This is a genomic window from Microbacterium sp. HJ5 (assembly GCF_054824025.1).
On record NZ_JSYE01000012.1, the window covers coordinates 118,725 to 142,577 of the forward strand.

The 23,853-nt window shown below is 71.1% G+C and carries 24 protein-coding genes and 1 tRNA gene; 12 read left to right on the forward strand and 13 right to left on the reverse strand.

What is annotated here, in order from left to right; translation table 11 throughout:
* The first annotated feature begins 43 nt into the window (after window positions 1-43).
* Window positions 44-685, forward strand: a complete 642-nt coding sequence (locus tag OB08_RS06090; RefSeq protein WP_461473161.1) for an NAD(P)-dependent oxidoreductase — start codon at window positions 44-46, stop codon at window positions 683-685.
* A 52-nt stretch (window positions 686-737) separates the two neighbouring features.
* Here the strand turns inward: OB08_RS06090 and OB08_RS06095 are convergent, their stop codons facing one another.
* Entirely contained in the window at window positions 738-2,048 is a 1,311-nt protein-coding gene (locus OB08_RS06095; protein WP_461473163.1) for a DUF4032 domain-containing protein, read from the reverse strand.
* Window positions 2,049-2,123: 75 nt separating this feature from the next.
* On the reverse strand, window positions 2,124-3,227 hold the full coding sequence (locus OB08_RS06100) for an ABC transporter ATP-binding protein (protein ID WP_461473165.1): 1,104 nt from the start codon (window positions 3,225-3,227) through the stop codon (window positions 2,124-2,126).
* A 225-nt stretch (window positions 3,228-3,452) separates the two neighbouring features.
* Between OB08_RS06100 and OB08_RS06105 the strand changes: the two genes are divergently transcribed.
* The 3 genes from OB08_RS06105 to OB08_RS06115 all read left to right on the forward strand — a co-directional run bounded on the left by OB08_RS06105 (window position 3,453) and on the right by OB08_RS06115 (window position 5,490).
* Window positions 3,453-4,409, forward strand: a complete 957-nt coding sequence (locus OB08_RS06105) for a DsbA family protein (RefSeq protein ID WP_461473167.1) — start codon at window positions 3,453-3,455, stop codon at window positions 4,407-4,409.
* A 49-nt stretch (window positions 4,410-4,458) separates the two neighbouring features.
* Window positions 4,459-4,531 (forward strand) — tRNA-Thr (locus tag OB08_RS06110).
* A gap of 2 nt (window positions 4,532-4,533) precedes the next feature.
* Window positions 4,534-5,490 (forward strand): DMT family transporter, encoded by a 957-nt coding sequence (locus OB08_RS06115; RefSeq protein WP_461473169.1) that lies wholly within the window; start codon window positions 4,534-4,536, stop codon window positions 5,488-5,490.
* Window positions 5,491-5,535: 45 nt separating this feature from the next.
* Here OB08_RS06115 and OB08_RS06120 read toward each other — a convergent pair whose 3' ends face one another.
* Window positions 5,536-6,066 (reverse strand): nitroreductase family protein, encoded by a 531-nt coding sequence (locus OB08_RS06120; RefSeq protein WP_461473300.1) that lies wholly within the window; start codon window positions 6,064-6,066, stop codon window positions 5,536-5,538.
* 59 nt (window positions 6,067-6,125) lie between these two features.
* The gene (gene msrB, locus OB08_RS06125) at window positions 6,126-6,533 is read right to left on the reverse strand and encodes a peptide-methionine (R)-S-oxide reductase MsrB (RefSeq protein WP_461473171.1); all 408 of its coding nucleotides are present in this window, start codon (window positions 6,531-6,533) and stop codon (window positions 6,126-6,128) included.
* Between the two features lie 99 nt (window positions 6,534-6,632).
* On the opposite strand from msrB, the gene OB08_RS06130 reads away from it, so the two are divergent.
* The 5 genes from OB08_RS06130 to groL all read left to right on the forward strand — a co-directional run bounded on the left by OB08_RS06130 (window position 6,633) and on the right by groL (window position 10,593).
* A complete protein-coding gene (locus tag OB08_RS06130; RefSeq protein WP_461473173.1) occupies window positions 6,633-7,625 on the forward strand; it encodes a DUF2332 domain-containing protein in 993 nt (330 codons plus the stop codon).
* 9 nt (window positions 7,626-7,634) lie between these two features.
* A complete protein-coding gene (locus OB08_RS06135; RefSeq protein WP_461473175.1) occupies window positions 7,635-7,892 on the forward strand; it encodes a DUF3263 domain-containing protein in 258 nt (85 codons plus the stop codon).
* 9 nt (window positions 7,893-7,901) lie between these two features.
* A complete protein-coding gene (locus OB08_RS06140) occupies window positions 7,902-8,471 on the forward strand; it encodes a LytR C-terminal domain-containing protein (protein ID WP_461473177.1) in 570 nt (189 codons plus the stop codon).
* Between the two features lie 135 nt (window positions 8,472-8,606).
* Window positions 8,607-8,804 (forward strand): cold-shock protein, encoded by a 198-nt coding sequence (locus OB08_RS06145; protein WP_127476195.1) that lies wholly within the window; start codon window positions 8,607-8,609, stop codon window positions 8,802-8,804.
* Window positions 8,805-8,973: 169 nt separating this feature from the next.
* Window positions 8,974-10,593, forward strand: coding sequence for a chaperonin GroEL (gene groL, locus OB08_RS06150; RefSeq protein ID WP_461473179.1), 1,620 nt, complete (start codon window positions 8,974-8,976; stop codon window positions 10,591-10,593).
* 146 nt (window positions 10,594-10,739) lie between these two features.
* Here the strand turns inward: groL and OB08_RS06155 are convergent, their stop codons facing one another.
* The 4 genes from OB08_RS06155 to OB08_RS06170 all read right to left on the reverse strand — a co-directional run bounded on the left by OB08_RS06155 (window position 10,740) and on the right by OB08_RS06170 (window position 14,210).
* The gene (locus OB08_RS06155) at window positions 10,740-11,027 is read right to left on the reverse strand and encodes a WXG100 family type VII secretion target (RefSeq protein ID WP_461473181.1); all 288 of its coding nucleotides are present in this window, start codon (window positions 11,025-11,027) and stop codon (window positions 10,740-10,742) included.
* 138 nt (window positions 11,028-11,165) lie between these two features.
* Window positions 11,166-12,794 carry a sensor histidine kinase gene (locus tag OB08_RS06160; RefSeq protein WP_461473183.1) on the reverse strand — a complete coding sequence of 543 codons (1,629 nt, stop codon included), beginning with the start codon at window positions 12,792-12,794 and terminating at the stop codon, window positions 11,166-11,168.
* Between the two features lie 147 nt (window positions 12,795-12,941).
* Complete coding sequence (locus OB08_RS06165) at window positions 12,942-13,634, reverse strand: response regulator transcription factor (RefSeq protein ID WP_461473185.1); 693 nt, start codon at window positions 13,632-13,634, stop codon at window positions 12,942-12,944.
* Between the two features lie 69 nt (window positions 13,635-13,703).
* The gene (locus OB08_RS06170; RefSeq protein WP_461473302.1) at window positions 13,704-14,210 is read right to left on the reverse strand and encodes a TetR/AcrR family transcriptional regulator; all 507 of its coding nucleotides are present in this window, start codon (window positions 14,208-14,210) and stop codon (window positions 13,704-13,706) included.
* A 116-nt stretch (window positions 14,211-14,326) separates the two neighbouring features.
* Between OB08_RS06170 and OB08_RS06175 the strand changes: the two genes are divergently transcribed.
* On the forward strand, window positions 14,327-15,199 hold the full coding sequence (locus OB08_RS06175; protein WP_461473187.1) for an alpha/beta fold hydrolase: 873 nt from the start codon (window positions 14,327-14,329) through the stop codon (window positions 15,197-15,199).
* Window positions 15,200-15,358: 159 nt separating this feature from the next.
* On the opposite strand, the gene OB08_RS06180 is transcribed toward OB08_RS06175, so the two are convergent.
* The 3 genes from OB08_RS06180 to OB08_RS06190 form a co-directional block, all read right to left on the reverse strand.
* The gene (locus OB08_RS06180; protein WP_461473189.1) at window positions 15,359-17,017 is read right to left on the reverse strand and encodes a DNA repair helicase XPB; all 1,659 of its coding nucleotides are present in this window, start codon (window positions 17,015-17,017) and stop codon (window positions 15,359-15,361) included.
* Between the two features lie 77 nt (window positions 17,018-17,094).
* A complete protein-coding gene (locus OB08_RS06185) occupies window positions 17,095-18,813 on the reverse strand; it encodes a helicase-associated domain-containing protein (RefSeq protein ID WP_461473191.1) in 1,719 nt (572 codons plus the stop codon).
* Window positions 18,814-19,080 (reverse strand): multidrug ABC transporter ATPase, encoded by a 267-nt coding sequence (locus OB08_RS06190; RefSeq protein ID WP_461473193.1) that lies wholly within the window; start codon window positions 19,078-19,080, stop codon window positions 18,814-18,816.
* 134 nt (window positions 19,081-19,214) lie between these two features.
* Here OB08_RS06190 and OB08_RS06195 point away from each other — a divergent pair, with 134 nt between their 5' ends.
* Together OB08_RS06195 and OB08_RS06200 are read left to right on the forward strand one after the other, a co-directional pair.
* Window positions 19,215-19,598 carry a cold-shock protein gene (locus tag OB08_RS06195; RefSeq protein ID WP_461473195.1) on the forward strand — a complete coding sequence of 128 codons (384 nt, stop codon included), beginning with the start codon at window positions 19,215-19,217 and terminating at the stop codon, window positions 19,596-19,598.
* Complete coding sequence (locus OB08_RS06200) at window positions 19,582-20,469, forward strand: DUF3027 domain-containing protein (protein ID WP_461473197.1); 888 nt, start codon at window positions 19,582-19,584, stop codon at window positions 20,467-20,469. The genes OB08_RS06195 and OB08_RS06200 overlap by 17 nt, the downstream gene beginning before the upstream one ends.
* 25 nt (window positions 20,470-20,494) lie before the next feature.
* Here OB08_RS06200 and OB08_RS06205 read toward each other — a convergent pair whose 3' ends face one another.
* Complete coding sequence (locus OB08_RS06205) at window positions 20,495-22,792, reverse strand: exo-beta-d-1,3/1,6-glucosidase (protein ID WP_461473199.1); 2,298 nt, start codon at window positions 22,790-22,792, stop codon at window positions 20,495-20,497.
* On the reverse strand, window positions 22,789-23,853 hold the full coding sequence (locus OB08_RS06210; RefSeq protein WP_461473201.1) for an ABC transporter permease: 1,065 nt from the start codon (window positions 23,851-23,853) through the stop codon (window positions 22,789-22,791). The genes OB08_RS06205 and OB08_RS06210 overlap by 4 nt, the downstream gene beginning before the upstream one ends.

The window sequence follows — 23,853 nt, forward strand, 5'->3', positions numbered from 1 at the left end:
CCGCGCCCGGCTTGGGCCTGACATCACCAGCGAAAGGGAGACCATGGCACGCATCGCCGTCATCGGAGGGACCGGCTACGCCGGCAGCCACATCGTCGCGGAGGCGGTGAGCCGCGGCCACACGGTGGTGTCGGTCGCCCGCTCCGTGCCTGCCGAGCGCGTCGAGGGCGCGACGTACATCGAGGGCACGCTCCTCGACGTGCCCAGCCTCGTGGCCGAGCTCGAGGGCGTCGACGTCGTGGTCCTCGCGGTGCCCGCGCGCGGCGACATGGAGGGCAATGTGCGCTCGAACGTCGACGAGCTGCTGGTCGAGCTTCCGGCCGACGTGCGTGTCGGCGTGATCGGCGGCGCCGGCGGGAGCCTCATCGAGCCCGGGGGCGAGCGTCTCGTCGACCAGCCGTCGTTCACCGAGGAGTACAAGCCCGAGGCGCTCGAGGCGATCGGCATCCTCGAGGATCTGAAGGGCGGACCCGCCGCGCGCGACTGGTTCTACGTGCACCCCGCGGGCGGCTTCGGCGCCTGGAACCCGGGCGAGCGCACCGGCTCGTACCGTGACGGCGGCGACGTGCTGGTGACGGATGCCGAGGGCGAGTCGTTCATCTCAGGCGCCGACCTGGCCGTGGCCGTCGTCGATGAGATCGAGGAGCCGAAGCACTCGCGCGAGCGCTTCACCGTCGGCTACTGACGGCTGTCGAAGGCGCGTGTCCGGCTCGTCCGGGTGCGCGCCTTCGCCGTTCTCACACCAGGTCGCGCCAGTCGATCTCTTCGTCTTCGTCGTCGTCGACCACGGGCATGCTCGAGGTGATGACCGACAGCGAGACCGTCTCGGTCGGCGGGCCCATGAGCGTCGCCTCGTCCCGCCTATGGCGCAGCACCTCGTCGATGTAGCTCGAGAGCACCTCGGCCAGCGGCACCGCCTTGCCCCGCGCCTGCGACATGTACCAGCGGTGCTCGAGCACCTGGTGGAACACCTCGGCCGGCTCGAGCTTGGCGCGGAGGTCCCACGGGATCGCCTTGACGACGGGCTCGAAGACGCGCGTCAGCCACTCGTGGGCGACCATCTCCTCGTCGTCGCCGAGGCGCGAGATGCGCACGCGGAACTCGTCGAGGTCGTTGAGGAGGCGACGGGCCTGGTTCTCCTCGACATCGAGTCCGGTGAGCCGGATGAGGCGCCGCTGGTGGTGGCCGGCGTCGACGACCTTCGGCTGGATCGAGACACGTGTGCCGTCGGCCGTCGTCTTGATCGACATCTCGCCGATGTCGAAGCCGAGGTCGTTGAGCCGCTGGACGCGCTCGGTCAGCCGCCAGGCCTCGTCGGCGCCGAACGACTCCTTGTCGGTGAGCGCGGCCCACAGCGAGTGGTACGACGAGACGATGCCGTCGGCGATGGCGATCGCGTCGACGCCGCCCTCCAGGCGCCCGCCCGCCTCGAGGTCCATGATCTCGCCGGCGATGTTCGTGCGCGCCACGTCGAGGTCGTGCGCGCGCTGGCCGGGGGTGAGTCCCGACTCGTGGAGCTCGCCCGTCTCGGCGTCGACGAGGTAGGCGGCGAAGGCCCCGGCGTCACGGCGGAAGAGGGTGTTCGACAGCGAGACGTCGCCCCAGAAGAAGCCCACGTTGTGCAGGCGCACCAGCAGGGCCGCGAGCGCGTCCACGAGCCGCGTCGCCGTGTCGGGGCGCAGCACCTGAGTGAACAGGGCGCGATAGGGGAGGGAGAACTTCAGGTGCGCGGTCACGAGGGCGGCCGGCAGGGGCTGGCCCGCGGCATCCGTCCGCCCGGCGATCACGGCGACGCGCTGCACGCACGGCACGTCCAGGCGATCGAGGTTGCCGAGCATGTCGTACTCGCGCCGGGCCATCTGCTCCGTCGTCTCCTTGATCGCGACGACGCGACCCGAGAGGTTGGCGAACCGCACCAGGTGCCGCGAGATGCCCTTGGGCAGGTACACGATGTTGCTCGACGGCCAGTCTGCGAGGGTCGTCGACCAGGGCAGCGTGAGCAGGCCGGGATCGACACTGCTGGCTGTGATGCTCAGCGCCTCGGGCACGGCCACCACCCTCCTGGAAATGCGCGACGGCGCGGGGGGAATTCTCCCACCCGCGCCGTCGCGACCGAAATTCGGTTACGCCGAGGCGATCGCCTGCTGCGTGAGGCGGTCGCCAGACTCGAGGTCGAACACGTGCACGTGACCGGGAACCGGCGCGAGCGTGACGGTGTCGCCGGCCATCGGGTGGCGGCGGCCGTCGACGCGGGCGACGATGTCGGTGCGCTTGCCGTTGACGTCGGTGTGACCGTAGAGGTAGCCGTCGGCGCCGAGCTCCTCGACGAGGTCGACCTTGACCGAGAGGCCCTTGCCGTCTTCGGGAGCCACGACGATGTCCTCGGGACGGACGCCGATCGTGACCTCGGTGCCGTGGGCGCGGCCGAGCGTGTCGGCCTCGATGCCGACGACCTTGTCGCCGAACTGGATGCCGCCCTCGGCGAGGTGCGCCGGGAAGAGGTTCATCGCGGGCGAGCCGATGAAGCCGGCCACGAAGACGTTCTTCGGCGTCTCGTAGAGGTCGCGCGGCGTGCCGACCTGCTGGAGCAGGCCGTCCTTGAGCACGGCGATGCGGTCGCCCATCGTGAGGGCCTCGGTCTGGTCGTGCGTGACGTAGACCGTGGTGACGCCGAGGCGGCGCTGGAGCGAGGCGATCTGGGTGCGCGTCTGCACGCGGAGCTTGGCGTCGAGGTTCGACAGCGGCTCGTCCATGAGGAACACCTGGGGCTGACGCACGATGGCGCGGCCCATGGCGACGCGCTGACGCTGGCCGCCCGAGAGCGCCTTCGGCTTGCGGGTCAGATACTGCTCGAGGTCGAGGAGCTTGGCCGCCTCGAGGACGCGCGCGGCGCGCTCCTCCTTGCCGACGCCGGCGATCTTGAGCGCGAAGCCCATGTTCTCGGCGACGGTCATGTGCGGGTACAGCGCGTAGTTCTGGAAGACCATCGCGATGTCGCGGTCCTTCGGCGGGACGTCGGTGACGTCGCGGTCGCCGATGAGGATGCGGCCGGAGTTGACCTCTTCGAGGCCGGCCAGCATGCGCAGCGACGTGGACTTGCCACAGCCGGAGGGGCCGACGAGGACCAGGAACTCGCCATCGGCGACGTCGAGGTCGAGCTTGTCGACAGCGGGGCGCGTGCCCCCGGGGTACAGACGGGTTGCGTTGTCAAAGGTGACGGACGCCATGTTCTCTTCTCCTTCACCGGCAGGTACGTGCCGGACGATCCGTAGTGATGGAATGAGCGGGGGCTTGCCCGCACGCCCGTCATCGGGCGCAAGGTCAAGTATGACACGGCGCGCGTGGAGCCTCCGTCTGGGCATTTCACAGGGTGGCTGACTAGCATCGTCAACGGCCCATTTCCCCGGAAGGCCACGCCCACCCAGGCCCCCGCATCCGTCCCGAGAGGTTCCATGTCGAGCGACGAGTCACCGAACGCCGCTGCCGCGAGCGAGCGGCGTGACGCCGTGCGCGAGAAGGCGCAGCAGGTGCAGGCGCGGCAGTCTCGTGCGCGCGCCATCCGCGGTGCGACCATCGCGACCGTGGTCCTCGCGGTCGTCGCCGTCGCCGCAGTCGTGGTGACCTGGGCCGTCTCGTCGGCCGCTTCCAAGCCGATGCTGAGCCCCGAGAACGTCACCGACGACGGCTTCGTGGTGACGGGCGTCACCGGTCTCGGCCTGACGGCTGAGGACCCCTCGAACAGCGGCGCCATCGAGGGCGAGGCGACGCCCACGGCGACCCCCACCCCCGAGCCCACCGCCGACCCCACGGCGACCGCGCAGCCGGCGGTCGACATCCGCGTCTACGTCGACTACCTGTCGACGGGTTCGCGCGACTTCCAGCTGGCGAACGTGCAGCAGCTGTCGAAGTGGGTCAGCGAGGACGCGGCGACCCTGACCTACTACCCGGTCGCGATGCTCACGTCGAAGTCGAACGGCACGAAGTACTCGCTGCGTGCCGCAAGCGCGGCGGCCTGCGTCGCGACGCACTCGCCCGACTACTTCTTCGCCTTCAACAACACCCTGCTCACGCAGCAGCCCGACGTCGACTCCGACGGCTATACCGACAGCGAACTGGCCGCGATGGCGATCGCCTCCGGTGCCGAGGGCGCGAAGGTGGTGCGCTCGTGCATCGAGGACCAGGCGTTCACGTCGTGGGCCAAGACGGCGACCGAGCGCGCGCTCGGCGGGCTGCCCGACACCGACGACGTCGCCCTCACCGGCACGCCGATGGTCCTCGTGAACGGCACCCCCTACATCGGCGCCCTGAACGACCCGAAGGAGTTCGCGCAGTTCGTGCTCACGGTCGCCAGCGACGCCTACTACGACGAGACGCCGAGCCCGACTCCGACTCCCACGCCGACCCCGTAGCGGTCGCCGAACGCGGCGGTGCGGCTGCCCGCCGTTAGACTGGTGGCCTGCCGGCTTGGCGCAATTGGTAGCGCACCTAACTTGTAATTAGGGGGTTACGGGTTCAAGTCCCGTAGCCGGCTCGATGAGCTCCTCTTCCTCGCCGCGATCGGGCGTGCCCGTCTGGGTCGCGCTCACGGCGGCGGCGGTCATCGGCATGCTGACGGCGATCCAGGCACGCGTGAACGGTCAGCTCGGCGTCCGGCTCGGCGACGGCTTCGTCGCCGCCGTGGTCTCGTTCGGGTCGGGGCTCGTGATCCTCATCGTGCTGTCCTCCGCGATGCCATCGGGCCGGGCGGGCTTCGGCCGGCTCGTCGCGGGGGTGCGCTCGCGCGGCATCCCGTGGTGGATGCTGGCGGGTGGCGCCGCCGGAGCGCTCACGGTCGCGACGCAGGGTCTCGCCGTCGGGCTGATCGGCGTCTCGCTCTTCACGGTCGGCGTCGTGGCGGGGCAGACGGTCAACGGACTCGTGCTCGACCGCATCGGCTACGGCCCGGCGGGCGTCGTCGCCGTCACGGTGCCCCGACTGCTCGGCGGCGCGCTCGCGCTCGCCGCCGTCGGGATCGCGCTCGTGGGCGACGGGCTCGCCGACGTGCCCGTGTGGATGCTGGTGCTGCCGTTCGCGGCCGGAGCCGGCATCGCGTGGCAGCAGGCGACGAACGGCAGGCTGCGCCAGCGCGTCGGGACTCCGCTCACGGCCACCCTGGTGAACTTCATCGGCGGGACGGTGCTGCTTGCGATCGCGGCGATCGTGCACGTCGCGATCGTCGGACCGCCCCGGCCGTTCCCGACCGATCCGTGGGTCTACCTCGGCGGCCCGATCGGCGTCGCCTACATCTTCCTGTCCGTGGTGATCGTCAAGTACACGGGAGTGCTGCTGCTCGCGCTGGGCTCGGTGGTGGGCCAGCTGCTGACATCGGTGCTGCTCGACGCCCTGTGGCCGGCGCCCGCGGGCCCCGGACTCGGCCAGCAGGCGGCGATGGTCGCCGTGGCGCTCGCCTCCGTGGTCGTCGCGGCGGTTCCGTGGCGCCGCCGGAGCTGACGCCGCCCCGACCGCCGAGCGCTGTGCGCCGCCGACCCGCCGGAATCAGTCCTTCTTCGCCTTCGGCATGCGCGACACGTGCTTGCGAGCCTCGACGCCCTTGCGGCGGCCGAGGCGAGCGCGAGGCGGCTTGCCGCCGACGTACAGCCAGCCCAGCAGCTCCTCGTTCTTGTCGAGGCCGTGGGCCTTGGCGACCGCCTTCGATCGCGTGTAGCCGCCGGTGCGCCAGATCACGCCCCAGCCCGCTTCGTCGAGGAGGAGGCTGAGCACGTGCGCGACGCCCGAGGCCACCGCCTCCTGCTCCCACCGGGGCACCTTGTCGCTCTTGCGGTAGCTGGCGACGACGGCGATCAGCAGCGGCGCGCGCAGCGGCTTCGACGAGGGGCTCTTGTCGCCCTCGGCCTTCGCGATGGCGCGTCCGAGTCTTTCGCGGTCGGAGCCGCGCAGCTCGATGAGGCGCCAGGGGCGCAGCGACGAGTGATCGGCGACGCGGCCGGCGGCGGAGACGAGAGTCAGCAGCTCGGCGTGGGTGGGGGCCGCGTCGGTGACCTTCGACCACGAGCGCCGCGCGCGCACGGCGTCGAGCGCCGGGCGCTCCGGCGCGTCGGCCGCCGGCTCCGGCGAGTGGTCGCCGGTCACTCCGTCTCTTCCGGTGTGAACTGCAGCGAGAGCGAGTTCATGCAGTAGCGGTCGCCGGTGGGCGTGCCGAAGCCGTCGGGGAAGACGTGCCCGAGGTGCGAGCCGCACGTCGCGCAGCGCACCTCGGTGCGCACCATCCCGTGGCTGTTGTCCTCGATGAGCTCGACGGCCTCCGGGCGGATGGACTCGTAGAAAGAGGGCCACCCGCAGTGCGAGTCGAACTTGGTGCCGCTCTTGAACAGCTCGGCGCCGCACGCCGCGCACGCGTAGAGGCCGGCCCGGCTCTCATCGAGCAGCTCGCCCGTCCAGGCCCGCTCGGTGCCGGCTTCGCGCAGCACCGCGTACTGCTGCGGGGTGAGCTCTTCGCGCCACTGGTCGTCGCTCTTGTCGACGGTGTACGTCATGAGTCCTCCGGTGCTCGTGCGAGTGGAACCCCTCCATTCAACCCCAGTCCCGGCGGGGTCGGCCCGCCGCGGCGGAGAGCATGCCGTGACAATGGACGGATGAGATCGGATGCCGCGTCCGCCGTCGCCGAGCGCTACCGGCGCTTCGCGCGCGACGAAGCACCGGGCCGGTCCGCGCTCTACGCCGACTGGGCGGCCGGCGTCGCCGGCGACCCGGCGACCGCCGGCATCCTCGCCCACATCCCCGAGACGCACCGCCAGCCGCCGCTCGTGTTCGCCGTGACCCGCCTGCTGGGTGCGCCCGAGGTGCCCTTCGCGGCCTGGTCGGCGTGGCTGGCCGCCCACGCCGACGACGTCGTCGCCGAGGCATCCGCTCGCCGTCTGCAGACCAACGAGCCGCAGCGCTGCGCCGCGCTCCTGCCCGCGCTCAGCACCGTGGAGGGGCCCATCGCGCTGCTGGAGCTGGGCGCGAGCGCGGGCCTGTGCCTGTACCCCGACCGCTATTCGTACCGGTTCCGCGGCGGTCCGTCGCTCGACCCTCCGGATGGTCCGTCGGCGGTGTTGCTCGCGTGCGACCTCACGGGCGATCCGCCGCTGCGGCTGCCCGAGGTGGTGTGGCGCGGGGGAGTGGACCTCTCGCCGCTCGATGCCTCCGACCCGTCGGACCGCCGGTTCCTCACCGCGCTCGTGTGGCCGGGCGAGGAGGGCCGGGCGGCGCGCATCGAGGCGGCCCTCGACATCGTGGCCGACGAGCCGCCGAGGCTGTTCACCGGCGACGCGTCCGATCCCGCGGTGCTCGCCGCCGCAGCGGCGCACGCCCCGGCGGGAGCGACCCTCGTCGTGACGACCCCCGGCGTGCTGCCGCACATCCCGCGCGCGGGGCGCGAGCGCCTGCTCGATGCGCTGCGCCGGCTCGAAGCGGTGTGGATCTCGATCGACCCGCCCGGCCTGCACGACGCATGGCGGCCGGCCGTCGACCCCGACACCTGGGGCGGGTTCGTCCTCGGCCGCGACGGCGAGCCCCTCGCCACGGTGGATCCGCTCGGCGCCTCCGTGGAGTGGCGCGCCGGCGCGGCGCCCCGCCGCGGCTAGCGTGAGGACGTGCCCCTCTCCGACCGCGACCTCGCCATCCTCGCCTTCGAGGCGGAGTGGCGCCGGCACGCCGGGGCGAAGGAGGAGGCGATCCGCGCCGAGCTCGGGCTGGCTCCCGCCCGCTACTACCAGCTGCTGGGCCGCCTGATCGAAACGGCCGACGCGCAGGCGCACGACCCCATGCTGGTGAAGCGCCTGCGGCGTCTCCGCGACGCACGTGCGCAGGCCCGGGCGGGCCGGGCGGGCTCCCAGGCGCGCGCCCGGTAGCATCGTCGGGTGCCGAATACGACCTTCCCCCGGGATCGCTTCGACGATCTTCCGGATGCCGGGCGAGTCGGCGCCCACCGGGCTGAGAACCCGCGCATGCGCGGCTGGGTCGTGCTGCTGTGGGCCGCGCTCGCGACCATCGTCCTCATCGTCGTCGGCATCTTCGGCACTCTGCTGGTCTCCGGCCGCATCGAGCTGTTCCCCACGCCCGAGCCCACCGCCCAGCCCACCGCGCAGGTGACCCCGGTCCTCGACACGAGCTATCAGGTGGTCATCCTCAATGCGACGCCGGAGCAGGGTCTCGCGACCCAGATGAAAGACGTCGTCGTCGGGGCGGGATGGACCGACGGCCAGGTCCTTCCGAGCGACGCGAGCGCCGACGACTTCGCCGAGACGACGGTGTACTACGTCACCCCCGAGGACCAGGCGGCGGCTGCCGGCCTCGCCGAGGCGATCGGCGGCGCGCGCGTCGAGCAGAGCGAGGTCTACCAGCCCGCCGACCCCGAGACCAGGCAGCTGACGATCGTCATCGGGCTCGACCGCACGGCCGCCGGTCAGTCGGCGACACCCACCCCCTGACGCCGGTGGCGGGCCGGGTGTTACGCCCCGGTAAACAGTTGTGTCCCCCTGTGTCAACAAGTCGCCGAGCGGTCGTCGGCCGGTATCGCCGCGTGCATACGATGAAGCCAGTCGTACCAGCATCAGGAGATTCGCATGACTCAGGGCACCGTCAAGTGGTTCAACGCCGAGAAGGGCTTCGGCTTCATCACGGCGGAAGGACAGGACGTCTTCGTCCACTACTCGAACATCGACATGTCGGGCTTCCGCGTGCTCGAAGAGGGGCAGACCGTGGAGTTCACGGTCGGCACCGGCCAGAAGGGGCCGCAGGCGGAGTCGGTGCGCGTGGTCTGACCCGGCGCTTCCGAAGACCAGGGACGGGATGCCGCGGCATCCCGTTTCTGCGTGTTGCGGCGCCTCTCACGGTGGCTTGCACTCCCCAGGGGTGAGTGCCAGAATGGATTAGCACTCCGGTTCGCTGAGTGCTAATCCATAAGCCCCGTCCTGGGAGGACGAAACACACATGGCAAAGATCATCGCTTTCGATGAGGAGGCCCGTCGCGGTCTCGAGCGCGGCCTGAACACGCTGGCCGACGCCGTCAAGGTGACCCTGGGCCCCCGCGGTCGCAACGTGGTTCTCGAGAAGAAGTGGGGCGCACCCACGATCACGAACGACGGTGTCTCCATCGCCAAGGAGATCGAGCTCGACGACCCGTACGAGAAGATCGGCGCGGAGCTCGTCAAGGAGGTCGCGAAGAAGACCGACGACGTCGCCGGTGACGGCACGACGACGGCCACCGTCCTCGCCCAGGCGCTCGTGCGCGAGGGCCTGCGCAACGTCGCGGCCGGCGCCGACCCCATCTCGCTCAAGAAGGGCATCGAGAAGGCCGTCCAGGCCATCACGACCCAGCTGCTCTCCGACGCCAAGGAGGTCGAGACCAAGGAGGAGATCGCCGCCACCGCGTCCATCTCCGCCGGCGACCCCGAGATCGGCGCGCTCATCGCGGAGGCCATCGACAAGGTCGGCAAGGAGGGTGTCGTCACCGTCGAGGAGTCGCAGACCTTCGGCACCGAGCTCGAGCTCACCGAGGGCATGCGCTTCGACAAGGGCTACATCAACCCCTACTTCGTCACGGACCCGGAGCGCCAGGAGGCCGTCTTCGAGGACCCGTACATCCTCATCGCGAACCAGAAGATCTCGAACATCAAGGACCTTCTGCCGATCGTCGACAAGGTGATCCAGGACGGCAAGGAACTCCTGATCATCGCCGAGGACGTCGAGGGCGAGGCCCTCGCGACGCTCGTGCTCAACAAGATCCGCGGCATCTTCAAGTCGGTCGCCGTCAAGGCCCCCGGCTTCGGCGACCGTCGCAAGGCTCAGCTGCAGGACATCGCGATCCTCACGGGTGGCCAGGTCATCACCGAGGAGGTCGGTCTCAAGCTCGAGAACGCCACCCTCGACCTGCTCGGCCGTGCGCGCAAGGTCATCATCACCAAGGACGAGACCACCATCGTCGAGGGTGCCGGTGAGGCGTCGCAGATCGAGGGTCGCGTGACCCAGATCCGTCGCGAGATCGAGAACACCGACAGCGACTACGACCGCGAGAAGCTTCAGGAGCGCCTCGCCAAGCTCGCCGGCGGCGTCGCCGTCATCAAGGCGGGCGCGGCGACCGAGGTCGAGCTCAAGGAGCGCAAGCACCGCATCGAAGACGCGGTCCGCAACGCGAAGGCGGCCGTCGAGGAGGGCATCGTCCCCGGCGGTGGCGTCGCGCTCATCCAGGCCGGCAAGGCAGCCTTCGCGGGCCTCGAGCTCTCGGGCGACGAGGCGACCGGTGCGAACATCGTGCGCGTCGCGATCGAGGCTCCGCTGAAGCAGATCGCCCTCAACGCCGGCCTCGAGCCGGGCGTCGTGGCGAACAAGGTCGCCGAGCTCCCCGCGGGCCAGGGCCTCAACGCCGCCACGGGCGAGTACGTCGACATGCTGGCCGCCGGCATCAACGACCCGGTGAAGGTGACCCGCTCCGCGCTGCAGAACGCCGCGTCGATCGCCGGTCTGTTCCTCACCACCGAGGCCGTCGTCGCCGACAAGCCCGAGAAGGTCGCGGCTCCGGCCGGCGACCCGACGGGTGGCATGGATTTCTGACGCGAGACGGATCAATGCCGCGAAGCGGCGTTGACGCGGCTCGGGTCAGGGTTGAGTAGCCCGCGAAGCGCGCGTATCGAAACCCCAGCCACGCACGAAGGGCCCCTCCTCACGGAGGGGCCCTTCGTCGTTCCCGGCCTGCCAGCTCAGCGGAACAGGCTCGTCGTGGCGAGCTCGGCCTCGGCGTACTGCCGGCCGGCGGCGGCCAGTGCGACGTTGATGCCCGAGAGCGACTCCTCGACCTGACGCTGGGTCGCGCGCCAGTTGTCGGCGACGGAGTGGAACGCGATCGATGCGGATCCCGTCCATGACGACTGCAGCTGCGTGAGCTGCGTCATCATCGCGTTGGACTCGGCCTGCAGCCGCTCGAGCGTGCCGCGGACGGCCGCGGTGGTGGCGAGGACCGCGTCGCTGTCGACGGAGAAGACGGCCATGATTGCTCCCTTCGTGGGGCGACCCGATGCCGCGCCCTCGTGTCCGCCACGCTATGAGCGGTGGCCGCGGGCGGCCGGCCCTGCCGCCGATGCCGGGGAGGCATCGCCCGCGCGACCCGCTGGGGAGGAGCCGGTGCGTCAGTCGGTCCCGGGCGACGGGCGCCGGATGGGCTGCGTCTCGATGTGGACGTGCTCCGCGGCATCCGTGTCCTCATCGAGCGGGAAGGACACGCGGAACGTCGCGCCGCCGCCCGGGGTGTCGGTCACGCCGACCGAGCCGTGCAGCGCCTCGACGATCGACGCCACGATCGACAGGCCGAGACCCGACCCGCCGGTCTCGCGCGTGCGCGACGTGTCGGCGCGCCAGAAGCGCTGGAAGATCTTGTCCTTGATCTGATCGGGCACGCCCTCGCCGTGGTCGACGATCTCCACCCAGCCTGAGCGCATCGCGGGGTCGACGCCGACGCGCAGCTCGATGGGGGAATCCTCGCCGGTGAACCTGCGCGCGTTGCCGATGAGGTTCGTGACGACCTGGCGGATGCGGTTGTCGTCGCCGAGCACCACCGGCACGAGTGCTTCGGCGAGTAGGGGCTCATCGTCGACGGGAACGACCGCGGTCGCCTCCCGCACGCCCGCGGCGCTCGTCGCGGGGACCGGCTTCGGGCGCCGGCGCAGCAGCGACAGCGTCGCCCCCGCCCGCGTGAGCGCGGTCGTCGGAGGCCGGCGCTTCTCGGGTGCCCCAGGCGGCTCGTCGGGCGTCGGCGGGGCGGGGTGGTCCTCGGCGGTCGTGTCGATCACCGTCACCGGCCGCAGCGGCGCGGACGCGCGCAGGTCGAGGGCGGCGTCCCGTGCGATCGGGCGCAGGTCGACGGGGGCGATCACCACGTCGCGCCGCTCGTCGAGGCGTGCCAGCGCGAGGAGGTCCTCGACGAGGACGCCCATCCGGATGGCCTCCTTCTCGATGCGGTCCATCGACTGGGCGATGTCCTCGTCGCCGCGGATCGCTCCCATGCGGTACAGCTCGGCGTACCCGCGGACCGTGACGAGGGGCGTCCGCAGCTCGTGGCTCGCATCCCCGATGAACCGGCGCATCTGCCGCACGGTGGCATCGCGCTGCGAGAGCGCGGCGTCGACCCGGTCGAGCATGGCGTTGATCGCGGTCTTGAGCCGCCCCACCTCGGTCGAGGTCGGTTCGATGTCGGTCATGCGCAGGCTGAACTCGCCGCCGGCGATGGCCTCGGCGGTGGACTCGACCTGGCCGAGGCTGCGGAACGTGAGGGTGACCAGCCACCGCGTCGCGAAGGCGCCCGCCACGAGGATGAGGACGGCCAGAATGCTGTAGATGCCGACGTAGCTGGCGACGACCTGGTTGATCGGGGCGAGCGGCACGGCGACCATCTGGGAGTACAGGATGCCGGTGTTCTGGTACTCCTGCACCGTAACGGTGGCCTGGAAGGCCGCTTCGCCGTCCTCGGAGGGGATCGTCACGATCTCGAGCTGATCGGACTGCGCCGCATCGAGCGGGTACTTCATCGGGAAGGCGGGCGGCGACTCCGCACCGCCGCCCGCGGTCGCGAGGTGCGTGCCCTCGACCGGCTCGTACACCGCGACGAAGAAGTCTGTGGGCGGCGCGTCGTCGGCGGGCGAGACCTCGAGCTGCCCGTTGCGCACGGTGAAGTCCAGCAGCGACCCGGCGACCTCGCTGCGGGCGAGCGCGTCGACCTGCTGGTCGATGCTGAGGATGAGGCTGTTGCGCAGGAAGGCCATGGTGCCGATCCCCGCGACGAACAGCCCGATCGCCAGGAGCGCGACCGTGACCCCGGTGACCTTCGCGCGCAGGCTCGTGCCGCGCCACCACCGGGTGATCGCGTCGGTTTTCTGCGCCAGAGGTGGCTCCCTCGATCGTGCCGCGGACTACGCGGTCTTGCCCGCCTTGAGCATGTAGCCGAAGCCGCGCTTGGTCTGGATGAGCGGCTCGGACGAGTGCGGGTCGATCTTGCGCCGCAGGTACGAGATGTAGCTCTCGACGATGCCGGCGTCTCCGTTGAAGTCGTACTCCCAGACGTGGTCGAGGATCTGCGCCTTGGACAGCACCCGGTTGGGATTGAGCATGAGGTAGCGCAGCAGCTTGAACTCGGTCGGGCTGAGGTCGATGCTCGCGTCGCCGACCTGGACGTCGTGCGTGTCCTGGTCCATGGTGAGCTCGCCTGCGCGGATCATCGACTCTTCATCGGCCTGCATCGTGCGGCGGAGGATCGCCTGGATGCGCGCGACGATCTCGTCGAGGCTGAACGGCTTGGTCACGTAGTCGTCACCGCCGGCGTTGAGCCCGGTGATCTTGTCCTCCGTCTCGTCCTTCGCGGTGAGGAACAGGATCGGCGCGGTGTATCCGGCTCCGCGCAGGCGCTTGGTGACGCTGAACCCGTTCATGTCGGGCAGCATCACGTCGAGGATGATGAGGTCCGGCTCCTCCTCGAGGACAGCCGAGATCGTCTGAGCGCCGTTGGACACGGCCCTCACCTGGAACCCCGCGAAGCGGAGGCTCGTGATGAGCAGGTCGCGGATGTTCGGCTCGTCGTCGACGACGAGGATGCGAGGTGCTGTCATGCCCTCATTATGGCCACGTAAGTCATGCCCTGTCTGGAAATCACCCGGAGAGGCGGAGATGCCGATGCCTCAGTCGAGACAGGCGCGCACGGCACGCTCGACCACGGGACGGATCTCGGCATCAGGATCGACGGTCACGCGATGGAGGATGAGCCCGTCGCCCGCGGCCATGAGCGCGCGGACGGCCTCGTCGGGAGAGCGGGCGCCGACGCGGGCGAGGAGGGCCGTGGTCCACTCGACGAACACGCGTCGCTGGGCCAGCAGCGGTGCCAGCATCTCGGCGTCGCCCGCGCCCTCGAGGAAGAGGGCGAAGCGCGCCTTCGTGCGAGGAGCGAGCGGGCCGCTCTGAAGGGCGATCACCTGGCTGAGCGCGTCGATGAGCTGCTCGGGGGTGTCGATGGCCGGTGCCTCCGTGCCGCCGAAGTCGGCGCGCTCGCTCTCGGCGAGCCATGTCGCGACGCCCGCGACGAGCGCGGCACGCGTGCGGAACCAGTTCGACGTCGAGCCCTTGGGCAGGCCGGCGCGTTCGTCGACCCGGGCATGGGTGAGCGCGCGGATGCCCTCGGTGCCGACCAGCTGGACGGCCGCGTCGAGTGCGCGTTAGCGGGTGGTGCTCATGGCGGGAAGCCTATGCTCGTCGGTTTACTATCTATGTAGTGACACGGTACTACGAAAGTAGTATCATGACGCCCATGACCGAGACCACCGGCATCCGCTCACGAACGGTCACCGCGAACGGACTGCGCATGCACGTGACCGAAGCCGGCGCGGGGGCGCCGGTCCTGCTGCTTCACGGGTTCCCGCAGAGCGCACGCGAGTGGGCGCCCGTCATGGCCGCGCTGTCGGGTCGTGCGCATCTCATCGCGCCGGACCTGCGCGGCGCGGGGGAGACCGAGGCGCCGGACGGCGGCTACGACTCGGCCACCGTCATGCGCGATCTGATCGCGCTGCTCGATGACCTCGGTCTCGACCAGGTCGACCTCGTCGCGCACGACTGGGGAGCGCTCGTGGGGTTCGACCTGTGCCTGGACCACCCCGACCGCATCCGCCGCTATGTCGCGGTCGCCGTGCCGGCGCCGTACTTCCGGATGAACCGCGCGCTCGCGGTGGGGATGATGAAGGCGATGCCGCACCTGTGGTTCCAGTGGGCGATCGCGACGCCCGGGCTCGGCCCACGCCTGCTCTCGGGCGGTCGGCAGCGGCTCACGCACTGGCTGCTTCGCGGGTTCGAGACGAAGCCGATGGACGCCGCCGATGTCGCCGCCTACGTCGAGGCGCTGCGCGATCCCCGCCGGGCTCGGGCCGCCTCGAAGCTGTACCGCGGACTCATCCTGCCCGGATTCATGAACATCATGCGCGGCCGCTACCTGGGGCGCGTCCTCCAGACCCCCACGCTGGTGCTGTTCGGCGCCGACGATGCCCTGTTGCCGAAGGACGCGATGAACGTGCGCCCGGAGGACGCCCCGCACACGCGGGTGGAGTTCGTCCCGGGCGGCGCGCACTTCCTCGTCGACGACAACCCCGCGGAGGTGTCTCGGAGGATCGCCGCCTTCCTGCTCGACTGACGCCCGCGCGCTCGCGAGGCCGCGGCGCAGCGAGGCGATCTCGCGAATCGAGGGCGGGCGCGCGGCATCCGTCCTCTCCCGGCGATTCCTCCTCGCCCACGTGCGCCGACGGCGCCGACGCGGCCGGCGCGCCGACGCGCCGACGCGGCCGGCGCGGCCTCAGGCGGCGATGCCGTCGGCGTCGAGGATCGTGTAGGCGTAGCCCTGCTCGGCGAGGAAGCGCTGGCGGTTCTGGGCGAAGTCCTGGTCGACCGTGTCGCGCGCGATGAGCGTGTAGAAGCTCGCCGTGTTGCCGGACTCCTTCGGGCGCAGCAGGCGTCCGAGGCGCTGGGCCTCCTCCTGGCGCGATCCGAACGAGCCCGACACCTGGATGGCGACGGATGCCTCGGGCAGATCGATCGAGAAGTTGGCGACCTTCGACACCACGAGCAGCGAGATCTCGCCGACGCGGAACGCCTGGTACAGCTCCTCGCGCTCGTCGACCGGCGTCGCCCCTGTGATCTTCGGCGCGTTCAGCGCCTCGGAGAGCACGTCGATCTGGTCGAGGTACTGCCCGATCACGAGGATGCGCTCGCCTGCGTGACGGTCGACGAGCCGGCGCACCACGCCGATCTTCGCGGGCGCCGTGGCGGCGAGGCGGTAGCGCTCGTCGTCGGCAGCGGCTGCGTACTCGAGGCGGTCGCCCGCGGGCAGGTCGACGCGCACCTCGTAGCAGACCGCGGGCGAGATGAATCCCTGGGCCTCGATCTCCTTCCACGGCGCGTCGAAGCGCTTGGGGCCGATGAGGCTGAACACGTCGCCCTCGCGGCCGTCTTCGCGCACGAGGGTCGCGGTGAGGCCGAGGCGGCGGCGGGCCTGCAGGTCGGCGGTGAGCTTGAACACCGGCGCGGGGAGCAGGTGCACCTCGTCGTAGACGATGAGGCCCCAGTCGAGGGCGTCGAGCAGAGCGAGGTGGGCGTACTGTCCCTTCCGCTTCGCGGTGAGGATCTGGTACGTCGCGATCGTGACGGGCTTGATCTCCTTCGACTGCCCGGAGTACTCGCCGATCTCCTCCGGAGTGAGCGACGTGCGCTTGAGCAGCTCGTCACGCCACTGCCGGGCGCTCACCGTGTTGGTCACGAGGATGAGCGTCGTCGTCTTCGTCGCGGCCATCGCGCCGGCGCCGACGAGCGTCTTGCCCGCGCCGCACGGGAGCACCACGACGCCCGAGCCGCCGTCGGTGAAGATGTCGACGGCCTGCCGCTGGTAGGGGCGCAGGTTCCAGCCGTCTTCCGCAAGATCGATCGGATGCGGCGTCCCCGGCGTGTATCCAGCGAGATCCTCGGCCGGCCAGCCGATCTTCAGCAGCTCCTGCTTGATGTGGCCCCGGGCCCACGCGTCGACGACGAAGGCGTCGGGGGAGGGACGGCCGATGAGCAGCGGCTGGATCCGCTTGTTCTTCGACACTTCGGCCAGGACCGCGGCATCCGTCGACCGGAGGATCAGCTCACCGCCGGACCCGTCCTCGGCGAGGGGGGCGCGCTCGATCACGAGCCGTCCGTACCGCCCCACCGTCTCCGAGATGTCGATCGACACCGACGGCGGCACGGGGAAGCGCGACCAGCGGTCGAGGGTCGCGAGCATGTCGGCGGCGTCGTGCCCCGCGGCGCGCGCGTTCCACAGTCCGAGCCGCGTGATGCGGTACGTGTGGATGTGCTCGGGGGCGCGCTCGAGCTCGGCGAAGATCGCGAGTTCGTGCCGGGCGCTCTCGGCGTCGGGGTGAGCGACTTCGAGCAGCACGGTGCGATCGCTCTGGACGATGAGGGGGCCGTCAGCCATAACGGGCAATTCTACCGGCGCGGGCCGCAGATGGCGCGAACCGGCCGGGTCACGCGGGTCGCATCACGCACGCCGGATCACGCAGGCCGCACGGTGACGATGCTCGCCACGGGCAGCGTCCGCTCGATGTCAGCCGCGCGGTCGCGGCCGCGCAGGCGGCCGCCGCCCAGGCCGGACGCCTCGAGCGTGAGGGTGCGCTCCGACCCGTCGGGCATGCGCACCACGACGACGATCTCGGCGCGGGCGCGCACCGCCTGCTCGAGCTCGCGGCCGAGCCATCCCTCTTCGCCCTCGGTGCCGTGGCCGCTGCGCAGCGCCGAGAGGAGCCGCGCGTACGTGTCGGCGGAGGTCGCCGCGCCGGACTCTGCGGGCGCCGACGCCGCGCGGCGTCGCACCGGCTCGGGAGCCCCGGCGTCGTCGAGCGCGATCACGGGGTAGCGCGCGTCGGCCAGCGTCCAGTAGACGGCGTCGCGGGCGACTCGCGAGACGAGCGTGTCGCCGTCGGCGAGCAGGCCGAGGGGACGCAGGGCCTGGTCGATCGCGATGGTGTCGCGGAGCGAGGCATCCGGACTCTCGATCCGCGTCCGTCCTGCGGCCTGATCGGCGCGCACGCGCACCAACCCGTGGCGAGCAGCGGTGCTCTCGATCAGGTACTCGAGCGGCTGCGGGATGCCGGTGAGCGACAGCCCCGCGAGGAAGTCGCGCATCGTCGCGGCGGTCTCGCCCTCGGTCATGCCGGCGCCGATCGAATCGGCCGTGAAGCGATAGGTGGAGGCCTGTGCCCGCGACTCGCGGATCGCGATGCCCCGCAGGCGCAGGTCGAGCGCGGGGGCCAGCGGCCCGGGCGCGATCGCCGTCAGATCGGCCTGGAGGTACACGCGGTCGATCTCGGCCGGGAGGTGCGCGGAGAGAGCGGACGGATCGGCCTCGGCGCCGGAGCGCAGCGCCGTCGTCCACGAGAACTCCACGGCATCGCCGTCGAGAAGCCCCCAGGCCCTGCCGACGCGGCGGAGGCGCTCGGCACGCGCGGGCCAGTCCGGATCGAGCGGGAATGCCTCGAGCCAGGTCGAGACGGCGGTGAAGCCGCCGTCGGCGGTGCGCAGCCCGGCCGGCAGCCCGCGGCGGAAGCCCTCGGCGATCTGCGCCCACCGCTCGGCCGTCGGCGCCTCGAGCCACCGCTCGCCTGCGTCGGTGACGACCCACTGCCGCTCCTGCGCCACGGCCAGGCCCGCCATCTCGGCGGCGGCGAGGAGGTCCTCGATGTCGTCGGTCGCGCCGACTGCGCCGGAGTCGGCCAGCCGCTTGCGCTCGGCCGCGCTCACGGCGCCCGACCCGGTGCGGGCGAACGGGCTGTGCAGGCAGGCGAGGAGCGCGTCGGCGAGCGAACCGGCGGTCGTGAAGGCTCTCTCGGCCGCCGCAGCCTCGCGCCGCTCATCGGCGGGGGCGGGGGCGGGCGGTTCCGGCCGCGGCTCGAAGGCCTCTGGGCGGCGCGAGGCGAGCTCGGTGACGCGCTCGCGTACCGGCTGGTAGGCGCGGCCGGAGTCGGCGGCGAGCGCGAGGCGCACGAGCTCGGGTTCGGAGGCGGCGTCACCGGAGGCGAGCGCGGCCAGCGAGGGGCGGGAGAGCCGGGTCAGCGCGCGGTCGACGGATGCGGCATCCAGCAGCCCTTCGGCGGCGTCGAAGAAGTCGTGCCAGGAGACCGACGGGGGAACGCCGCGACCTGCGAGCGTTGCGGCGAGCGCGTCGTAGTCACGCGCGGCAAGCCACGTCGCAAGCGCCCGCTCGTCGGAGACCACTCAGCCCCCTCGGTTGGCCCGAGACCTCCGCACGAAGCTCATGATGAGGACCGCGAGGATCATGGCGAAGGCGACGACCGGCGCGATGTAGACGAGCACGCCGACGAGCGGCCAGATGCCGGAGGCCATGTCGGCGCCCGACGCGGAGGCGATCATGATCGCGAAGAAGCTGACGATCGACAGCACGAGGAGGCCCAGCGACATGAACGCCAGGATGCGGTCGATCCGGCGGACGGGGACGTCCTCCCCAGGCGTGTTCGTGCTCATCCGCTTCAGCCTAGCGGCTGGCCTCCGCGCCGCGGACGCCGCGTCCACGCGTGCCGTAGGCTGGCATATGGGATCGGATGATCCCTCTTCCGCCATGCCCGCCGTCCATCGGCGCCATACCCAGCGAGGTCTCCATGCCCACCGGCAAGGTCAGGTTCTACGACGAGGAGAAGGGGTTCGGCTTCATCGCCACCGATGATGGCCAGGACGTCTTCCTGCACGCCTCGGCCCTGCCCGCGGGCGCGCCCGCACCCAAGGCCGGCACGCGCCTCGAGTTCGGCGTCGCCGACGGCAAGCGCGGTCTGCAGGCGCTCTCGGTGCGCGTGCTCGAGGCGCCGGTGAGCCTCGCCAAGCGGTCGCGCAAGCCCGCCGACGACATGGCGATCATCATCGAAGACCTCGTGAAGCTGCTCGACAGCATCGGCGGCGACCTGCGTCACGGCCGTTACCCCAGCGGCGCCCACGGCAAGAAGGTCGCTGCCGTGCTGCGCAAGGTGGCGGATGAACTCGACGCCTGACCCGGCCGACTCGCCCGTCGACGAGACTTCGGAAGCTGCGACGCCCGTGCCGCCTGCGCCCGAGACGGTGACGGATGCCGCGCCCGACGCGACGTCGGACGACGAGACCCCCGTCGAGCCCGAGGCCGCGACCGAGGCGTCTGCGGAGCCTGAGGAGCCTGAGGAGCCTGAGGTTCCGGCCGAGCCCCAGGTTCCGGCCGAGTCCGAGGTTCCGGCCGAGCCTGAGGTTCCGGCCGAGCCCGACCCCACTCTGCTCGAGGCGCACGACCTGGCGCTCGCGGCGCTGCGCGAGATCACTCCCGCCGCCACCATCGGCGACCCCGCCGACTACCGCGTCGAGGCGGACGGCGTCGTGTCCCTTCGCTTCGCGAACCGCCTGTCGGGGTACCCCGGGTGGTTCTGGACGGTCAGCCTCGCGCGCGTCGAGGGCTCCGAGCCGACGGTGCTCGAGGTCGAGCTGCTTCCCGGCGACGGTGCGCTCCTCGCGCCGGACTGGGTCCCGTGGGCCGTGCGCCTCGCCGAGTACCAGGCGGCGCAGGTCGCGCTCGCCGAGAGCCCGCACGCGGCGGAAGACGATGACGAGTCGGATGACGATGACGGCGACGAGCTCGACGATGTCGACGACCTCGATGCCGCCGACTTCGACGACGACGGCTCGCCGATCCTCCACGCCGGCGACGTCGACGGCGTCGACATCGACGAGTTGGACGACGAGTCGGATGACGACGGCTCGGACGATGACGATCCGGACGATGACGATCCGGACGATGACGAGTCCGACGAGGACGACGACTCGGACGACGAGGACGAAGACGAGTCCGACTCCGACTCCGACTCCGACTCCGACGAGGACGACGACGCGGAGGAGTGACTCGCCGCGTCGCCGCCCTCGGGATTCAAGGGGTGAGCGCCGCTTCGGTCACTCGAGCGGTCGTGTGCACGGCGGCCTCCGTCGACACCGTGAAGCCCGCGCTCAGGAGGACCTCGTCGCGTGACGACGGGCCCACCAGCAGCTCGAACGCTCCCGGTTCGACGACACGTCGGCCGTCGGCATCCACGATCGTGCAGTCGGCGACCGCGATCGCGAGCTCGACCGTCGCCTCGGCGCCCTGCTCGACGTCGACGACGGTGAACCCCTTGAGCTCTTTGTCGGCCCAGCTGACCGATGTCACGCTGTCGCGCACGTAGGCCTGCACGACCTCGCGCGCGGGCCGCGATCCGGTGTTGCGCACCGTCACGGTCGCGCGCACGGTGTCGTCGGCGCCGAGGACCGGCTCGAGGATCCGCAGGTCGGAGTACTCGACAGTCGTGTACGAGAGGCCCTCGCCGAACGCGTACGCGGGGCTCTGCGTGAGGTCGGCATAGCGCGAGCCGTGCTGACCGCGCAGCTGGTTGTAGTACGTCGGCTGCTGACCGACGTGGCGTGCGAACGAGATCGGCAGGCGTCCTGACGGCTCGATCTCGCCGAGCAGCAGTTCGGCGATGGCTCGACCGCCCTGCATGCCCGGATTCGCGGTCCACACCAGGGCCGCGGCATCCGTCACCGCCTGCGGCAGCACGAGGGGCTTCGATGCGAGCAGCACGACGATGAGGGGGGTGCCGGTCGCCGCGAGCGCCTCGAGCAGCGCCTGTTGGCCGCCGAGCAGCTCGAGGGTCGCCGTCGAGCGGCCCTCGCCGACGAGCTCGACGCGGTCGCCCACGACGGCGACGACGCAGTCCGCGCCCGCTGCCGCTTCCACCGCCTCGGCGATGAGCGCGGCGTCGGGCTCGACGGGCACGACGATCTGTGGGCGCGGCTGCCCGTCGGGGAAGAAGGAGCCTTCGGGATCCTCTTCGAGGGTCAGGATGTCGGCACCCCGCGCGTGCGTGATGTCCCACGTCGCCGGCGCGTGGGCGCGCAGTCCGTCGAGCACCGTCGTGATGAGCTCGCGCGGCTGCCCGTCGGGCAGCCAGTCGACCTGACCGGACGATCCGGCCCAGTCCCCGAGCTGCGTCTGCGCGTCGTCGGCGAGCGGTCCCACCACGGCGATGCGGCGCGGAGCATCGTCGGCGGCGAGGGGGAGCGTGCCGTCGTTGTGCAGCAGCACGAGCGAGCGGCGCGCGGTCTCGAGGTTGAGGGCCGTGTGCTCCGCACTGCCGATCGCCGTCTCGATGCGCGCGGCGTCGGGCAGGCGAGGGTTCTCGAACAGGCCGAACTCGAACTTCAGGCGCAGGATGCGCGAGACGGCGCGGTCGAGGTCGCTCTCGGCCAGGAGCCCGCGCTCGATCGCCTCGAGCGCGCCGGGGAAGAAGCCCGGCGTGGTCATGACCATGTCGTTGCCGGCCTTGACCGCCGCGGCGGCGGCGTGGGCGTAGTCGGGCTGGACCTTCTGCTCCCACACCATGCGGCCGACGTTGTCCCAGTCGGTGATCAGGGTGCCGGTGTAGCCCCACTCGCCGCGCAGCACGTCGTTGAGCAGCCAGTCGTTGACCGTGATCGGCACGCCGTCGGTGGTCTGATAGCCGAGCATGAAGGTGCGGCATCCCTCGCGGGCGACGCGCTCGAACGGCGGCAGGAACCACGACCGCAGCTTGCGGCGCGAGATGTCGGCCTCGCTCGCGTCACGGCCGCCCTGCGTCTCGGAGTATCCGGCGAAGTGCTTCGCCGTCGCGAGGATCGCGTCGGGGTCGTCGAGTCCGCCGCCCTGGTACCCGCGCACCATCGCCGAGGCGAGCTCGCCGATGAGGTGCGGGTCCTCGCCGAACGTCTCGTCGACTCGGCCCCAGCGCAGGTCGCGTGCGATGCACAGGACGGGGGAGAAGGTCCAGTGGATGCCGGTCGCCGACACCTCCGCGGCGGTGGCGCGTGCGACCTGCTCCACGAGCGCCGGATCCCACGTCGCCGCCATGCCGAGCTGGGTCGGGAAGACGGTGCCGCCTTCCCAGAACGCGTGGCCGTGGATGCAGTCCTCGCCGACGAGCAACGGGATCCGCAGGCGCGTCTGCAGGGTGAGGTCGCGAGCGCGCAGCACGCGCGCAGGGGAGGCGTGCAGGATCGACCCGGCGTGCATGCGCAGGATCTGGTCGTCGAGGTCCTCGCGGGCGTCGAGCTGCAGCATCTGCCCGACCTTCTCTTCGAGGGTCATGCGGCCCAGCAGGTCGGCGATCCGTGCCTCGACCGGGAGTGCGGGGTCGAGGTAGGCGTCGTTGGTCACGGGTTCTCCTGTCGGGATGTCGCGGGCTCAGTGCGGACGGCCGTGACGGTGTCGTTGACGTTCATGCCCTTCTTCTTGAGGGCGCGGGCGCGCTCGCCCGCGGAGCGCAGGCGCGGGTTGACGTACTCGTCGATGCCGAAGTTGATGAGCGAGAGCGCCACGCCGATCGCGGCGATGCACAGGCCCGGGGGCAGGAACCACCACCACTGGCCTTGGCGGAACGCGCCCTGCGCACCGGCCCAGTTGAGGATCGTGCCCCAGTTGTAGGTCGTCACCGGGATGATGCCGATGTACGACAGCGTCGTGAGGCCGATGATCGCCGCCGTCACGGTGCCGACGAAGCTCGCGGCGATGAGCGCCATGAGGTTGGGCAGCATCTCGACGGTGATGATGCGGCGCAGCGGCTCGCCGTTGGCCTTCGCGGCCTGCACGAAGTCGCGGCTGCGCAGCGACATCGTCTGCGCGCGCAGCACCCGAGCGCCCCACGCCCAGCCGATGAGGCCCAGCACGCCGGCGATGAGGATGAGGGGCGGGTCCTCGAACATCGAGGCGACGATGATGATCAGCGGGATGCCTGGGATCACGAGGAACACGTTGGTGAGCGCAGACAGTCCCTCGCTCTTCCACCCGCGCAGGTAGCCCGACATCACGCCGACCACGATCGCGAGGACGGTGGCGATGATCGCCGCGAGGAAGCCGACGACGATGACGCCGCGCGTGCCGTGGATGACCTGGCTCAGCACGTCCTCGCCGATGTGGGTGGTGCCCAGCCAGTGCGCCGCGGAGGGCGGCTGGAAGCGCGCGGTGTTGTCGACCTTGGTCGGCGAGTAGGGCGCGAGCACGTCGGCGAAGATCGCGACGAGCACGAAGAAGCCGAGGATGGACAGGCCCGCGATCGATTTCCCGTTGCGGAACATCGCGAAGGCCGAGCCGAGCTTCGACCAGAAGGTCGGCTTCTTCGGCCCGCGGGCCGGGGAAGCGGGCGCGGGGGTGCGGACGGTCGCTGTCGCCGGAGTGTTCGCCTGGCGCTGGGTCACGGTGTCGCCGGTGATGGTGTTCAT

Excerpts from the sequence above, each read along its gene's own strand:
- OB08_RS06090 (WP_461473161.1), top strand. The coding sequence starts at position 44 with ATGGCACGCATCGCCGTCATCGGAGGGACCGGCTACGCCGGCAGCCAC.
- OB08_RS06100 (WP_461473165.1), bottom strand. The coding sequence starts at position 3,227 with ATGGCGTCCGTCACCTTTGACAACGCAACCCGTCTGTACCCCGGGGGC.
- OB08_RS06105 (WP_461473167.1), top strand. The coding sequence starts at position 3,453 with ATGTCGAGCGACGAGTCACCGAACGCCGCTGCCGCGAGCGAGCGGCGT.
- OB08_RS06115 (WP_461473169.1), top strand. The coding sequence starts at position 4,534 with ATGAGCTCCTCTTCCTCGCCGCGATCGGGCGTGCCCGTCTGGGTCGCG.
- msrB (WP_461473171.1), bottom strand. The coding sequence starts at position 6,533 with ATGACGTACACCGTCGACAAGAGCGACGACCAGTGGCGCGAAGAGCTC.
- OB08_RS06130 (WP_461473173.1), top strand. The coding sequence starts at position 6,633 with ATGAGATCGGATGCCGCGTCCGCCGTCGCCGAGCGCTACCGGCGCTTC.
- OB08_RS06145 (WP_127476195.1), top strand. The coding sequence starts at position 8,607 with ATGACTCAGGGCACCGTCAAGTGGTTCAACGCCGAGAAGGGCTTCGGC.
- groL (WP_461473179.1), top strand. The coding sequence starts at position 8,974 with ATGGCAAAGATCATCGCTTTCGATGAGGAGGCCCGTCGCGGTCTCGAG.
- OB08_RS06155 (WP_461473181.1), bottom strand. The coding sequence starts at position 11,027 with ATGGCCGTCTTCTCCGTCGACAGCGACGCGGTCCTCGCCACCACCGCG.
- OB08_RS06160 (WP_461473183.1), bottom strand. The coding sequence starts at position 12,794 with ATGGCCTTCCTGCGCAACAGCCTCATCCTCAGCATCGACCAGCAGGTC.
- OB08_RS06165 (WP_461473185.1), bottom strand. The coding sequence starts at position 13,634 with ATGACAGCACCTCGCATCCTCGTCGTCGACGACGAGCCGAACATCCGC.
- OB08_RS06175 (WP_461473187.1), top strand. The coding sequence starts at position 14,327 with ATGACCGAGACCACCGGCATCCGCTCACGAACGGTCACCGCGAACGGA.
- OB08_RS06180 (WP_461473189.1), bottom strand. The coding sequence starts at position 17,017 with ATGGCTGACGGCCCCCTCATCGTCCAGAGCGATCGCACCGTGCTGCTC.
- OB08_RS06190 (WP_461473193.1), bottom strand. The coding sequence starts at position 19,080 with ATGAGCACGAACACGCCTGGGGAGGACGTCCCCGTCCGCCGGATCGAC.
- OB08_RS06195 (WP_461473195.1), top strand. The coding sequence starts at position 19,215 with ATGCCCACCGGCAAGGTCAGGTTCTACGACGAGGAGAAGGGGTTCGGC.
- OB08_RS06200 (WP_461473197.1), top strand. The coding sequence starts at position 19,582 with ATGAACTCGACGCCTGACCCGGCCGACTCGCCCGTCGACGAGACTTCG.
- OB08_RS06210 (WP_461473201.1), bottom strand. The coding sequence starts at position 23,853 with ATGAACACCATCACCGGCGACACCGTGACCCAGCGCCAGGCGAACACT.